The organism is Brevundimonas sp. AVps7 (genome assembly GCF_058681545.1).
In genome coordinates this window covers 351,586-365,885 of the sequence record NZ_CM178742.1, presented here as the reverse complement: position 1 = coordinate 365,885, position 14,300 = coordinate 351,586, and the positions used below count along the sequence as shown (strand labels likewise).

General features: G+C 67.3%; 13 protein-coding genes and 1 tRNA gene. 6 read left to right on the top strand and 8 right to left on the bottom strand.

The genetic code is table 11. The features are described from left to right. Positions 1-230 precede the first annotated feature (230 nt). The 4 genes from rpsA to aroA form a co-directional block, all read right to left on the bottom strand. Positions 231-1,934 (bottom strand): 30S ribosomal protein S1, encoded by a 1,704-nt coding sequence (rpsA, locus tag ACW17Y_RS01875; RefSeq protein ID WP_492037089.1) that lies wholly within the window; start codon positions 1,932-1,934, stop codon positions 231-233. Positions 1,935-2,092: 158 nt separating this feature from the next. Beyond that, complete coding sequence (gene cmk / locus ACW17Y_RS01870; protein ID WP_492037088.1) at positions 2,093-2,743, bottom strand: (d)CMP kinase; 651 nt, start codon at positions 2,741-2,743, stop codon at positions 2,093-2,095. After that, positions 2,740-2,988, bottom strand: coding sequence for a hypothetical protein (locus ACW17Y_RS01865; protein ID WP_492037087.1), 249 nt, complete (start codon positions 2,986-2,988; stop codon positions 2,740-2,742). The genes cmk and ACW17Y_RS01865 overlap by 4 nt, the downstream gene beginning before the upstream one ends. A gap of 47 nt (positions 2,989-3,035) precedes the next feature. Beyond that, positions 3,036-4,352, bottom strand: a complete 1,317-nt coding sequence (aroA, locus tag ACW17Y_RS01860; protein ID WP_492037086.1) for a 3-phosphoshikimate 1-carboxyvinyltransferase — start codon at positions 4,350-4,352, stop codon at positions 3,036-3,038. Positions 4,353-4,485: 133 nt separating this feature from the next. On the opposite strand from aroA, the gene ACW17Y_RS01855 reads away from it, so the two are divergent. After that, a complete protein-coding gene (locus ACW17Y_RS01855) occupies positions 4,486-4,947 on the top strand; it encodes a TIGR02300 family protein (RefSeq protein WP_492037085.1) in 462 nt (153 codons plus the stop codon). Between the two features lie 182 nt (positions 4,948-5,129). Next, positions 5,130-5,205 (top strand) — tRNA-Ala (locus ACW17Y_RS01850). 221 nt (positions 5,206-5,426) lie between these two features. Here the strand turns inward: ACW17Y_RS01850 and ACW17Y_RS01845 are convergent. Next, on the bottom strand, positions 5,427-7,619 hold the full coding sequence (locus ACW17Y_RS01845; protein ID WP_492037084.1) for an AGE family epimerase/isomerase: 2,193 nt from the start codon (positions 7,617-7,619) through the stop codon (positions 5,427-5,429). 92 nt (positions 7,620-7,711) lie between these two features. After that, entirely contained in the window at positions 7,712-8,713 is a 1,002-nt protein-coding gene (locus tag ACW17Y_RS01840) for an SAM-dependent methyltransferase (RefSeq protein WP_492037083.1), read from the bottom strand. 244 nt (positions 8,714-8,957) lie between these two features. On the opposite strand from ACW17Y_RS01840, the gene ACW17Y_RS01835 reads away from it, so the two are divergent. The 4 genes from ACW17Y_RS01835 (at position 8,958) to ACW17Y_RS01820 (ending at position 12,915) form a co-directional block, all read left to right on the top strand. Further along, entirely contained in the window at positions 8,958-10,688 is a 1,731-nt protein-coding gene (locus tag ACW17Y_RS01835; RefSeq protein ID WP_492037082.1) for a type I secretion system permease/ATPase, read from the top strand. After that, the gene (locus tag ACW17Y_RS01830) at positions 10,685-12,031 is read left to right on the top strand and encodes an HlyD family type I secretion periplasmic adaptor subunit (protein ID WP_492037081.1); all 1,347 of its coding nucleotides are present in this window, start codon (positions 10,685-10,687) and stop codon (positions 12,029-12,031) included. Before ACW17Y_RS01835 ends, ACW17Y_RS01830 begins: the two co-directional genes overlap by 4 nt. 114 nt (positions 12,032-12,145) lie before the next feature. Next, entirely contained in the window at positions 12,146-12,562 is a 417-nt protein-coding gene (locus ACW17Y_RS01825) for an Hsp20 family protein (RefSeq protein ID WP_492037080.1), read from the top strand. A gap of 86 nt (positions 12,563-12,648) precedes the next feature. Continuing rightward, positions 12,649-12,915: a DUF1150 family protein gene (locus ACW17Y_RS01820; RefSeq protein WP_492037079.1), complete on the top strand. Its 267-nt coding sequence runs from the start codon at positions 12,649-12,651 to the stop codon at positions 12,913-12,915. A gap of 89 nt (positions 12,916-13,004) precedes the next feature. Here the strand turns inward: ACW17Y_RS01820 and ptsN are convergent, their stop codons facing one another. Continuing rightward, a complete protein-coding gene (ptsN, locus tag ACW17Y_RS01815) occupies positions 13,005-13,475 on the bottom strand; it encodes a PTS IIA-like nitrogen regulatory protein PtsN (protein ID WP_492037078.1) in 471 nt (156 codons plus the stop codon). Positions 13,476-13,562: 87 nt separating this feature from the next. Continuing rightward, positions 13,563-14,228, bottom strand: a complete 666-nt coding sequence (gene hpf, locus ACW17Y_RS01810) for a ribosome hibernation-promoting factor, HPF/YfiA family (protein ID WP_492038227.1) — start codon at positions 14,226-14,228, stop codon at positions 13,563-13,565. Between the last annotated feature and the right edge of the window lie 72 nt (positions 14,229-14,300).

Genomic DNA, 14,300 nt, shown 5'->3' with positions numbered 1-14,300 from the left:
ACACTAGCCTTCGCCCGGCGAGCGAAAAAGGCCTGATCGTCAGTTTCCGTCAGGGAAGTGCGTTAAATGTCGGTAACCGTACACGGACGACCCCGTCACGGCTGGCTGTAACCGCTTGCAGATCGGCGTTTCAATTCGCAGACCAGGCATGAAAAAGGCGGCCGGATCACTCCGGCCGCCTTCTCAATTTGTGGAGCCTGGCGCTCGGCCAGGCCCGTGGACCGGAAGGATTACTCCTTGCCGGCCTTCTCACGCAGGGCCGCGCCGAGGATGTCGCCCAGCGAGGCGCCCGAGTCCGAGGACCCGAACTGATCGATGGCTTCCTTCTCGTCGGCCATTTCCAGAGCCTTGATCGAGACCGAGACGCGACGGGTGGCCTTGTCGATGCCCGTGATCTGGGCGTCGACGCGGTCGCCGACGGCGTAACGCTCAGGGCGCTGCTCGTTGCGGTCGCGGCTGATGTCCGACTTGCGCACGAAGGAGGTGACCGGCGCGTCGTCTTCGCCGAACTTCACTTCGATGCCGCCCGACTCGATGGACGTGACGGTCAGGGTGACGGTCTGGCCCTTCTTGTAGGTGTCGCCGTCGCCGACAGGATCGCCGCCCAGTTGCTTGATGCCGAGCGAGACGCGTTCCTTCTCGACGTCGACGTCCAGGACCTTGGCCTTGACCATCTCGCCCTTGCGGTAGCGCTGGATGGCTTCTTCACCCGAGACCGACCAGTCGAGGTCGGACAGGTGCACCATGCCGTCGATGTCGTTGTCCAGGCCGATGAACAGGCCGAACTCGGTGGCGTTCTTGACTTCGCCCTCGACGGTCGAGCCGATCGGGTTGGCGGCGACGAACGCATCCCAGGGATTGTCCTGGGCCTGCTTCAGGCCCAGCGAGATGCGGCGCTTGGAGGCGTCGACATCCAGAACCACGACGTCGACTTCCTGCGAGGTCGAGACGATCTTGCCGGGGTGGACGTTCTTCTTGGTCCAGGACATTTCCGAGACGTGGACCAGGCCCTCAACGCCGGCTTCCAGCTCAACAAACGCGCCGTAGTCGGTGATGTTGGTGATGCGGCCCGTGTATTTGGCGCCCGGCGGGTATTTGGCTTCGACGCCGTCCCAAGGATCGGACTGCAGCTGCTTCATGCCCAGCGAGATGCGCTGGGTGTCCGGGTTGATCTTGACGATCTGCACCTGGACGGTGTCGCCGACGGCGAGCACCTGCGACGGGTGGGAGACGCGCTTCCAGCTCATGTCGGTGACGTGCAGCAGGCCGTCGATGCCGCCCAGGTCCACGAACGCGCCGTAGTCGGTGATGTTCTTGACGACGCCGTCGCGGACTTCACCCTCTTGCAGCTGGCCGACCAGCTCCGTGCGCTGTTCGGCGCGGGCTTCTTCCAGGATCGCACGACGCGAGACGACGATGTTGCCGCGCGGGCGGTCCATCTTGAGGATCTGGAACGGTTGTTCCTTGCCCATCAGCGGGCCGACGTCGCGCACGGGGCGGATGTCGACCTGCGAGCCCGGCAGGAAGGCCGAGGCGCCGCCCAGGTCGACGGTGAAGCCGCCCTTGACGCGACCGACGATGGCGCCGTTGACCGGGTGACCTTCGGCGAAGACGACTTCCAGACGGGTCCAGGCTTCTTCGCGGCGAGCCTTGTCGCGGCTGATGACGGCCTCGCCCAGGGCGTTCTCGACGCGCTCCAGGTAGACTTCGACGTCATCGCCGACCTTCGGGATGACGGCGCCTTCGCCCTGACCGAACTCGCGGGCGGGGATGCGGCCTTCGGTCTTCAGACCGACGTCGATGATGATGATGTCTTTTTCGATGCCGACGACGCGGCCGTGAACGACCTGGCCTTCGCCGAGGTCGCGGCCTTGCAACTGCTCGTCGAGCAGGGCGGAGAAGTCGTCGCGGGTGGGGTTGAGAGTATCAGACATGAAGCTCTGGTGTTTCCGATAGGGCTGTGGCGCGTGGCCGGACGGCCCCGCGCGAGGTGGAAGTCGGGATTGGGATAGTCGGTCGTGGGACGCGAGGCTCAGCTGAACCAGAGCGCCCGCGGAAGCCGAGGACGGAGCGCTGGATTTGCGGAACCGACCTAAAGGCCGTGTTTCGCTCGCGCCGCCTCGACGATACGGCGGGCCGCATCGAAGGCGGCCTCTATATCCATATCGGTCGTATCCAGCAAGACGGCGTCGTCGGCCTGGACCATGGGGGCCGAGCCGCGACCGGCGTCGCGCTCGTCGCGGCGCTGGATATCGGCCAGCATGGCCTCGTAGGTGATTGGATCGCCGCGACCGGTCAGCTGCAGCCAGCGGCGGCGCGCGCGGGTCTCGGGCGTGGCGGTGACGAACAGCTTGGCCGGGGCGTCCGGGGCGATAACGGTGCCGATATCGCGCCCGTCCAGCACAGCCCCGCCCGCCTGACGCGCGAAGGCCTGTTGCAGGTCCAGCAGGGCCGCACGGACGCCGGGGAAGCCCGCGACGCGGCTGGCCGCCTCGCCGGCGTCGCCGCTGGTCAGGGCTGCGTCATCGGAAAGCCTGTCCGTATCGAGGGCGCGGGCCGCCGCTTCCGCCGCCTCGGCGTCGCCGAGGTCTCCGCCACCGGTCAGGACATCGAGGCCGACGGCGCGGTACAGCAGCCCCGTATCGAGGAACGGCAGGCCGTACTCGCGGGCCAGGCGCGAGGCGATCGTGCCCTTGCCCGAGGCGGCGGGCCCATCGACGGCGATGACGAACGGCGTGTTCACCCCAGACCGCTATCACGTCGGGCGGCTGCGACAAGGTCCCATGCGGCGGAAAGCAAGGCAGCCAGCGACACAAGGAACAACAGGCCGATGAAGGCCAGGGCGGCATTGAACTGGTCCGGATCGGTCAGGCGATCAGCGACAAATGTGCTCTTCGAGCCCCGGGGCCCGGCTCGAACGGAGATCGTGCCCGCCGCGTGCACGGCCCAAAACCACCAACCCAAAATGGGCGTCAGGATCAGACCCATGACGAGCCGTGCAGGATCGCCCTCTTCTCCGCGCTCGATCGGGATCCTCACCCGACGCTACCGCCCAGCCCCTGCATCATCTCGACAAAGCCGGGGAAGGAGGTGGCGATCATGTCGGGCTCGTCGACGGTGACGGCGGTCGCCGCGGCAAGGCCGAGCACCAGGTGGCTCATGGCGATGCGGTGATCGTGGGCGGTGTGGACGGTCGCGCCGCCGGGGACCGGGCCTCCGGTGACGATGAAGCCCTCTGGTTCCTCCTCCACCGCGACGCCGCAGGCGCGCAGGCCGTCGACCATCAGTCGGATGCGGTCGCTCTCCTTGACCCGCATCTCGCCGACGCCGCGCATCACGGTCTGGCCCTCAGCGAAGGCGGCCGTGGCGGCGAGGATCGGGTATTCGTCGATCATCGAGGCGGCGCGGCCCTCGGGCACGATGACGCCCTTCAGTGCGGAGTGACGCGCGGTGATGTCCCCGACCTCCTCCCCGCCGGAGACGCGGCGGTTCGTGATGGTCAGGTCGGCGCCCATCTCGATCCAGGTGTCGAACAGGCCGGTGCGCAGCGGATTGAGCATCACGCCTTCGACGATGACCTCTGAGCCCGGCACGATCAGGCCCGCCGCCAGCGGGAAGGCGGCCGAGGACGGGTCGCCGGGCACGGAGACGGCGGTTCCGGTCAGGGGTTGGCCGCCCTGCAAGCGGATGACCCAGCCCTCGCCCTGTTCCTCGACATCCACGGTCGCGCCGAAGGCCCGCAGCATCCGCTCGGTGTGGTCGCGGCTCTTCTCCGGCTCGGAGACAGAAGTGACGCCCCCGGCGTTCAGCCCGGCCAGCAGGATGGCGGACTTGACCTGGGCGGAGGCGACGGTCTGGACGTGGTCGATGGCGTTGAGCGTCCCGCCGGTCAGGGTCGCGGGCAACAGGCCCGGCTTGCCGCTCCAGTCGAAGGTCGCGCCCATGCGGGTCAGGTGATCGGTGACCCGCCCCATCGGACGGCTGCGCAACGAGGCGTCACCGTCGAAGGTCGCGGAGATCGAGTATCCGGCGGCGGCGCCCATCAGCAGCCGCACGCCCGTGCCGGCATTGCCGCAGTCGATCACGCCGGCCGGGGCCTGGAACCCGCCGCGCCCGGTGATGCGCCATTTGCCGCCGCCCTGCCGTTCGACCGTCGCGCCGAAGGCCTCGGCCGCGCGGGCGGTGGCCAGGACGTCGTCGCCTTCGAGCAGCCCCTCGACCTCGGTCACGCCGGTGGCCATGGCGCCGAGGATCATCGAGCGGTGGGAGATGGACTTGTCGCTCGGCGCCCGCACGGTTCCGCGCAGGGGGCGGCCGGGGCGCGCGGTCAGATGGGAGGCGGTGGAGGCCACGGGGGCTCTATGGAATGCAGTTGGGGAGGGTGCGGGCGAAGGCCACGCCAAACACGGCTTTTGACAGCGCCCCCCCATAGTGGCAAGGGACGCGGCCGAAATCCCCTCCTCCATCCAAAGGTCTCCATCACCCGTGGCCGATCCCAAACTTGGCGCCAAGCAGGTCTGCCCGAACTGCCAGGCCAAATTCTACGACCTGGGCCGTCGCCCGGCTCACTGCCCGAAATGCGAGCACGAGTTCGATCCTGAAGAAGCCATCAAGCTGCGCAGCCGTCGCGGCCGTCCGGGCGGGTACGCCTCTGACGAGGCCGAAGATCAGGTCGTCGAGAAGAAGGCGACCGACGACGAGGACGAAGAAGAAGAAGTCGTAACGCCCGAAATCGACCAGGAAGGCCACGAGCCCATCCTGACCCCTGACGACGAGGACGACGCGGTCGCCGATCCGTCCGAAGAAGCCGGCATGGGCACGACGGACGGCGACGACGACGACGTCCTGGCCGACGACGACGATGACGACTCCGTCCCCTTCATCGAGGACGAAGACGACGACGGCTTCGACGGCGACATCGCCAAGGGCTCCAAGGACGACGACTGATCGCTTCTAGTCGACTGATTTCCTGACAGGTTTCGGCCTGTCGGGGGTCGGTTGAAAGAATGCGAAAATAAATGGCGGAACCGGGTTGATCTGAAAATCGACCCGACATAGGTTCCGCCGCCTCGCCGGGGTCCACACCAGACCCGGCGGACCAGACCAAAGGACGGCAAGTCCAGAGGTTCGGGGCTTTAGCTCAGCTGGTAGAGCGCTTGCATGGCATGCAAGAGGTCAGCGGTTCGACTCCGCTAAGCTCCACCAAATTCGAGGGGTTAGCAGGCAACTGCTAACCCCTTTTTGGTTTCCGGGCCTCGGACCTATCCCGCCAGCGTTATGTAGAGTTCGCGGTCGAGGAGGCATTGATCCGGATCTGACGCATATCGGCGATCATGTGCGGGCCCAGACGCGTGGCGTCACGCGCGGCGATCCGCCGATTGGGGAGTTTGCGTTTGCGCGGATCGCGGCGACGGTCAGCGCAACATTCAGGAAAGATCCAGGTCCGACAAGCCCATCAACCCCTCGACACGACCGGTTTTCGCCAGCTGATCGAAGCCGGCGGCGATGTGGTAGAACGAGCTGGCGGGCGCCGGCTCGTCGAGGAAGCCGCCCTGAGGCAGGTGTTTGTCCCGCCACAGGCCGTCGGGCGTCAGATAGAGCCAGAGCGCGCGTAGCGCCGCGGCCGCGTCGTCCAGCAGCCTCTGCCGTTCGCCGTCGTTCGCGCTTTCGATCAGGATCAGCGACGCCTTCAGCCATTCGGTCTGAGGCCACAGCCTGGCCCGGCCACTCCGCACTGTGCCGTCATCGTTCATCGCATCGATTACAATGGCCGGGCGCTCGGCCACGCCCTTCCGGCCGTGGGCGTAAAGACGTCGAGACGCCGCAAGCAGATCGGGGCGGTCCCGTGAGCGCTCGACCCTGGCCAGCAGCCATGCCCATTCGAACTGGTGGCCCGGTTCGACCAGCCCTCCGTCATCACCCGGCGCCGGCGCCCAGTCGGGGCCGAAGAACTCACGCAGGAATCCGCCTTCGGGATCGATAAAACGCGTCATCGCCAGATCGACGATCCGGTCGGCCAGCGCCGTCCAGCCCGCGTCCCCGCCGACCGCTTCCCAGCTCAGACAGGCCTCCAGAAGATGCATGTGGGCGTTGGCCTGCCAAGGCTGGTCGCCCGCCTCGATCAGCCCGCCAGTCGCGGGGCCAGCCGCCAGGACAGCGTCGCGAAGCTTCATCGCCCGCGCCTCGAGAGTTGGATCGTCGATCCCCGCCCGTTTCGCCGTCGCCAGGGCGAACAGCACGAAGGCCTGGTCATAGAGGTAGGCGGTCTCGTCCAGCGGCCGACCATCGGGGGTCAGAACTGCCCGGCACAGGCCGTCTGGGCGCAGATAGTCAGCGTACAACCGCTCCAGTCCCCGCTCAACGACGCCGCGCCAAGGCCCCTTCCAGCCGTTCATGCCGGCGCTGGCGTAAACAAAGATCTGGCGCGCCTGAACCCGCGCCCGGCGCGGCAACTTCGGCGCCCGGCCGTCAAGCGACAGAGATTCGGCGAACGCGCCGTCGTCCGACAGTCCCAAGGTCGCCCAGGTCGGCAGGGCGCTCAGCCGCATCCAGTCGGAGAAGCGGGCGGCGCCGGCGACCAGATCCTCGGGCGCCGGCTTGGCGAAGTCGAGATGGCGCGGCGACGTCGCGCGGATGCGATCGACGACCTTTCTGACCCCCTGCGACTGGGCCAGATCGCAAACCAGGACCGCGTCGTCTTCGACGACGATGGCCAGGTTCCTGACGCCCAGAGCCGCCACCAGCACCCCGTCCGGCGCCCGGACAAGACAGCCGTGGGCATCCTCGAGGATATGCTGGCCGGTGTCGCCCTCGCCCGAGGCAGCGAGGGCGTCCCAAGCCCCCAGATCCGACCAGGCGAAATGAACCTGGAGAACTGAAGCACGCGCCGTCTTCTCCATCACGGCGTAGTCGATCGAAATCTTCGGCGAGGCGCTGAATCCTGAGCCCAGAACCTGTGTAGCCTCGGCGTCCTGCTCCGGAAAAGCTCCACGAACGGCGTCCAGGACGGCAGGCGCGTGGAACGAAATCTCGTCGATCAGCGTCCTGGCCGAAGCGATGAAATTGCCACTGTTCCAGAGATAGCCAGCGTCAATATAGGTTTGCGCCTGGCTGGAGGGCTTCTCCACGAAGGCCTCGACCGCCGACAGTCCAGACCCCGAGGGCTTGATATAGCCATAGGCGTGAGACGGCCCCGAGGGGGTCACGCCGAGGGTCACGATGCGACCATCCGCCGTCGCGCCCGCGACCGCCTCGGTCACGGCCGCTCTGAACGCCTCGTGATCCGGGATGTGGTGATCGGAGGCGATAAAGACGAGCACCGCGTCTGGATCATGCCGCACCGCCCAGAGCGCGGCGGCGGCCATTGCGGCTGCAGAGTCTCTCGCTTCCGGCTCGAGCAACACCTGCGCCTCGACCTCCAGTTCACCCAGTTGATCCATGATCCACGCCCGGTGGACCACGCCACCGACCACGATCAGCCGACCGCCCTGCTCGACCAATGGCGCTGCGCGCGCCACGGCGGACTGGAACAGCGACCGGTTTCCGGCAAGCGGAACGAACTGCTTTGGGCGCGAAGGGCGAGAAGCCGGCCACAACCGGGTTCCGGCGCCGCCGCACATGATGACGGGATAGAGAGCGATCGCGCCACCGCCTGTAATGCACTTTGAAAACGACGAAACCAGAGACCTTGGCAAGGCGTCCTCGGAAGGGCTCACACTATCGGTAAGCCTGACCCGTCGCAACCGGACGGCGTGCGCAAGACGGCCTGCACCGGCGCGCCGCCTTTCCGGACGATGACCCCGAACGAGGTGGTGACAAACCCCATCAGGGCGATCTTCAGACACGGATCCTGAAGGAAGGGCGGGACATCGACGTAAAGATCGGCCGGCCCCGAGCCCGGATCAAAGTCGAGGGGGGCCAGATAATGTCCCTTGGCGCCGAGGCGTTCAGCCAATGACTCAAAGTCGCGCCGACGCAACAGAACAGTTCCCATATGGTCGACCGTCTCGTCGTTGGAACTGAGGTTAAGCTCCGTCGTATGGACGGCCCAGCCGCCGGGCTTCAGGCATTCGATCGAGCGCTCGATGAAGGCGAGTGCGTGCTCGATCGAACCCAGATGTTCGAGGGCGCATGACGACCAACAGAAATCGAAGCCCGCGAGATCGGCCGGGACATCGTTCATGTCGCAGGTCCGGAATGAGACATTCCTGTCGAAGATCGGGTCGGGACACAGGGTAGGCTTGCGCAGCGCCTCCTTGCCGAGCGCGTGCTGCTGACCCTCGATCCAGCCCGTGGCTTCGGCGCTGTCGGGCGCCATGTCAGTGCCCACGATCTCGCAACCTTCCGACGCGAACAGCGCCGCCATCGGTTCGGTCCCGACGCCGAATCCGAGGCCCCGCGAGTCCGGTCGCAACGCCCCGCGTTCCCACAGCGCCTGGGTGATGAAGACATACTCCCAGAGTTTGCGATGCTGCCTCAGCTGAACGTGGAACCTAGCAGTCCAGTAGGAAAACCATGGCTGCCGGAAGCTGTCCGACCGGCAGGCGATACAGTTCGGAAGCACCGCGACGCCCGGCCCGCCGGGGATCAAGGGCGGATTGGCGAGGTCGGCCGGCTGGCGATGCGCCAGGGCGGTGTACATGATGCGGGTTTCGCGACGATGCTCCCTGAACTCCGCCGTCAGTTCGGCGAGGCGCACGGGCGTGGTCGTCAAGGCCCGCCAGGCATCCCTGAAACGCCTGATCCGCTTTCTCAGGCGGCGGAGGGTCGGGAGCATGCGGCTGAAATGACCGTTTCAGTTGGAGGATCGGACGCGCTTGTGCTGGCGGCAGGAGTGTGAGTCAAATCACGTCGCGGAGGGAACGCCGCATCGCCTTTGTCGTCGGTGCGTTAGGCCCTATAGCTCGCCCCGGCATGGCGCGGTTGGGGCGGCAAGCCATCGGAGCTCGATCGATCCCGTGTTGGACGCCTTTCTCGGCAAAAGCCCCGGTTCGGAGCCGCTGTTCGCGGCGCTGAGGCAATGCCGTGTCCACCTGATCGGGGCGGCGGCGTTCAGCGCCCTAGTCAACCTGCTCTACCTGACCCCGACCCTCTACATGATGCAGGTCTATGACCGAGTCGTTCCGACCGCCGGCCTGACGACCTTGGTGCTGGTCAGCGCGGTGACCGTCCTGGCGCTCGGATCGCTGGCGGCGCTGGACTGGTTGCGGACACGCATCCTGATCCGGGCAGGGATCCAGCTGGACCGGGATCTGGCCGGGACCATCCTGACGCGCGTGACCGAAGCGGGCGGCCGCACCCAGGGGGTTCAGGCCCTGCGCGACTTCGACGCCCTGCGCGGCGCGGTGTCGGGTCAGGGGGCCCTGGCCCTGTTCGATGCGCCCTGGACGCCGATCTATCTGGCTTGCTGCTTCCTGCTGCACCCCGCCATCGGCGTGCTGACCCTGGTCGGCGGGATCGTTCTGGCCGTTCTGGCCTGGCTGAACGAGCGCGACACCCGTCCGCGGCTGGGCCGGGCGAGTCGTGCCGGAAACGCCGCCTATGCCGCCCAGGAGGCCCTGTCGGGGCAGTCCGAAGTCGTCCAGGCCCTGGGCATGCGCCGGGCCATCATCGCCCGCCAGCTGGAAGGCCGTCGCACCGCCACCGACTCGCAGGCCGAAGCCCAGCTGACCGGCGGCCGCTACTCCGGGGCCATCAAGTTCGTGCGGCTGGCGCTGCAGTCGGCGGCGCTCGGCCTCGCCGCCTTCCTGGTGGTGAAGGGGCAGATGTCCCCCGGTGCGATCATCGCCTCCTCGGTCCTTCTCAGCCGGGCCGTCATGCCGATCGAACAGCTGGTTGGCGCCTGGCCGACGCTGGTGCAGGCCCGGACCAGCTGGAAGAGCCTGGTCGAGCTGTTCGCCAAAACCGCCGGCCAAGGCCAGCCGAAGACCGCCCTGCCCGCCCCGACCGGCCGCGTCTGGGTCGAAGGGATCGGCGTCCGCCTGCCCGGCGCGGAGACGCCCCAGCTGCGCGCCGTCTCGGTCAAGATCGAGCCGGGCCAGGTGCTGGGCGTCATCGGGGCCAGCGGATCAGGCAAGACCACGCTGGCGCGCGTGCTGGCCGGCGCCCTGGCGCCCGACACGGGCTCGGTCCGTCTGGACGGCGCGGACTACGGCGCGCGGGACTCGGACGTTCTGGCCCGCCACATCGGCTATCTGCCGCAGAACCCCACCCTGTTCGCCGGCACGATCAAGGAGAACATCTCGCGTTTCGCCGATCCGTCGGCGGAGGCCGACGCGGCCGCCGTGCAGGCGGCCATAGCGGCGGGGGTGCACGACCTGATCCAGCGCCTGCCCAACGGCTATGACACCGTACTCGGGCCGCAAGGCTCCGGCCTGTCGGCGGGACAGTCCCAGCGCATCGGCCTGGCCCGCGCCATCTATGGCGACCCGGTTCTGCTGGTGCTGGACGAGCCCAATGCCAGCGTCGATCAGGACGGCGAGACGGCCCTGATCGCCGCCGTCGAGGCCGCCGCCGCGCGAGGGGCCGCCGTGGTCATTGTCGCCCATCGTGCGGGCGTCCTAGCCAAGGCCGACCGGCTGATGGCCCTGCGCGACGGCGTCGTCCAGGCGGAAGGTCCTCGGGAAGAGGTTCTCGCCCGGTTGCGAGGTCCGCGACCCGGCGGCCTGCACGAGGTCAAGGCCGGATGAGCGTCCAGTCTCCCGCATCGGCGGCCGCCGGGCACGTCGAGCCCCAGACGGCTTCGCCGCGTCGCGAACTGATCCTCGGCGGCGTCATCATCGCCCTGTTCTTCGTCCTGTTCCTGGGCTGGGCGGCGCTCGCTCCGCTGGATTCGGGCGCCTATGCCCCCGGCCAGGTCGCGGTGACCGGCAACCGCCAGGCGGTTCAGCATCGGGAAGGCGGCACGGTCACCGCCCTGCACGTCGCCGAGGGCGACAAGGTCCGGCAGGGTCAGGTTCTGATGGAACTGTCGACGGGAGAGCTGACCGCCGCCGAGCGGGGTCTGGCCGGACAGGTCTATGCCCTGATCGCCCAGCGCGCCCGTCTGATCGCGGAGCGCGACAAGCTGGCCGCCATCCCCGTTCCGGCGGAGTTCGCAAACCTCTCGCCCGAGGATCGCGTCCTGGCTGACGAGGCCATTCGCCTGCAACGGCTGCAGTACGGCGCCCGCAGCGCCGGCCGGTCCACCGAGGTCGGCGTCCTGCGCCAGCGCATCGGCCAGCTGGAGGAGCGTATTCAGGGCTATACGCGGCAGATCGAATCCAACATCGAACAGCGCCGTCTGATCGGCGAGGAGCTGGAGGGCCTGCGGACTCTGGCGGCCCAGGGCTATGCGCCCCAGACCCGCGTCCGGGCGCTGGAACGCGACGCCGCCGGCCTCGACGGTCAGCTGGGCTCCCTGCGGGCCGAGGTCGCCGGAACCGAGCAGCAGATCGGCGAGACGCGGCTGCAGATGCTGACCATCAACACCGGTATGAACGAGGATGTGTCCGAACAGCTTCGCGCAATTGAGGTTCAGCTGAACGAGACCCAGCCACGCCTCGCTTCGCTGCGAGACCAGATCGAGCGAAGCCTGATCCGCAGCCCGGCGACGGGTCAGGTGGTGGGTCTGGCCGTCTTCACCCAGGGCGGGGTTATCCAGCCGGGCCAAGTGTTGATGGAGGTGGTCCCCGACGCCGCGGCCCAGGTCATCGTGGCCGAGATCAATCCGGCTGACATCGACAACGTCCGCGTCGGGCTGGAAACGGAAGTGAAATTCCCCGGTCTGCGCGAGCGCGATCCGCCGATCATTCATGGCCGGGTGACCCGGCTGTCGCCCGACACCTTCACCAACGAACAGACAGGCGTCCGCCACTATCGCGCGGAAATTTCGGTGCCGCCGGCCGAGATGGAGCGTCTCGGTCAGGCCGCACGCGAAATCCGTCCGGGCTTCCCGGTTGAGGTGGTGGTACTGCTGAGGAAGCGGACAGCCCTGTCCTATCTGATCGAGCCACTGACCCGGAACCTCTGGCGGTCGGGCACCGAGCAGTAGTCGCCTGAACGGCGGGCTTGTTCCACGACCTCAACCTGCCCATATCGGATCACGGCCGACGCCTCGCCGATCCCGGGGGGCTTCAAGCCGCAGTCGCTTGTCGAGGACTGAACCATGACGACCCGAACCGTGCTGTTCGACAGCCCCTTCCTTCTGGGCTTCGACCAGACCCGCGCCCTGATCGACCGCGCCGCCAAGGCCGCGGCCGAGAGCTATCCGCCGTATAATGTGGAGCAGCTGGGCGAGAGCGCCGTGCGCATCTCACTGGCCGTGGCCGGCTTTGCGCCCGACGACCTGGCCATCACGATCGAGGGCCGCCAGCTGACCATCGCCGGCAAGCGCGAAGGCGTCTCGCCGGACCAGGCCTTCCTGCATCGCGGCATTGCGGCGCGCGGCTTCGTTCGCAGCTTCGTTCTCGCCGACGGTCTGGAAGTCGAGGGCGCCAGGCTGGAGCACGGCCTGCTGCATGTCGATCTGCTGCGGCCCGAGAATGTCGAGCCGGTCCGGCGCATCCCGATCAGCCTCGGCTGATCTCACCTGAATACCTTCGCCATGACGCCGCTGCGAACCCGCGGCGCATCCGGGCGTTGTCACTCTTCAACAAGGAGGCGGTCTTTATGACGCCGATCATGACGAACAAGGATTTCGCCGGTTTCGGCGCCCCCGACCTGGTCTATGTGCGGGAAATCACCGCCGCCGATGTGATGGCCGACGCGGTCTCCGGCAGGCCTCTGGAAGACGCCAAGGGGTTGGTGATCGACCCCGATCAAACCCTCTACGCCGTGCACAGCGCCGACGGTGAGCGGCTGGCCGTCATGATGGATCGCGAGACGGCCTTCGCCGCGGCGGTCGCGCACGAACTGGCGCCGGTGTCTGTGCACTAGCAGACCGAAAGGCCCCGCGAAAACGAACCGCGCTCAAGCAGCAAGCACCGCGTCGCGCGCGGTAGCACCCGACAAAAACTCGGCGGCGTTTACGCCGCCGTCGCCGGAACCTTGTCGTCGCGGACGAACAGGGCGTGGATGGCGTCCTCGGTCCGGGCCTGACGCAGTTGTTCGCGCAGTTCCGGCGAGCGCAGGGCGCGCGACACGGCGGCCAGGGCCCGAAGGTGTTCCGCGCCAGCCTTCGGCGGGGCGAACAGGGCGAACATCAGGTCGACCGGGCGGTCGTCGACGGAGTCATAGGCAACCGGCGTGTCGAGGCGCACGAACACCGCCTTGACGCTGTCCAGACCCGGCACACGCGCATGCGGAACCGCCACGCCTGAACCGAGACCGGTCGAGCCCAGCGCCTCGCGCTCCATCAAGGCGTCAAAGATGCGAATCTCGTCCTGGCCCATGGCCTGGGCCGCTGCGGTGGCCAGCACATGCAAGGCCTGCCGCTTGGATGACGCGCCGCTTTTCAGGACGATTCCGTCCCGAACCAGCAGTTCACCAATGTCCATGATCGTCCCGACTCATACTCGAGGTTTTGGGCAGGCCCCAGTGGGGGGCGCGCGCCGTCTAGACGGTTCACGCGCCCCTGGGAAGTCCTATGCGCCAGAACCGTTTACAGAACCGTGTCCATTAAGCGACGCGGTGCGTTCAGGATCTATCCACCCGACATTGCCGTCCGGGCGGCGATAGACGACCGAAATGCCGCCGTGCGCCGCGTTCCTGAACAGCACGACCGGATAGCCGGTCATGTCGAGTTCCAGCACCGCTCGTCCGACCGTGATGGTGCGGATCTCCGAGATGCTCTCGGCGATGACCATGCCGACCGGCGGAGGGCCGTCGGTTTCGCCGGCGGTATCGAACAGGGAATCCTCGACCTCATCGTCGGGATTGCGCAGCACCATGCTGCGAGCCACAGAAGCGGCGGCCATCTCGGTCTTCTCGGGCGACAGACCCTTGGGACCGATATGGTGATCCTTGAGCCGGCGCTTGTAGCGTCGAACCCTCTTCTCCAGCTTCTCGAGGCTGTCAGTGAAGGCCGCATGGGCGTCACCGCCGAGGCCTGTGGTCACGAGCGATTGCCCGGACGCGAGGCGGACCCAACAGTCCACCTTGAAGCCGTGGCCGTCCTTGGACACGACGACCTCGGCGTCCTGGCCGCCGCGTTCGAAGTATTTTCCGACTCCGTCTTCGAGTTCCTGGGAGATGCGCGAGCCTAACGCTTCGCCGACATCCACGTGCTTGCCGCTGACTTGGACTTGCATAGGGATAGAACGCGACCGACCGCGAAAGGTGTCAATCGGGAACAGCGATTTCACAGTCACGCTTTGTTGTTC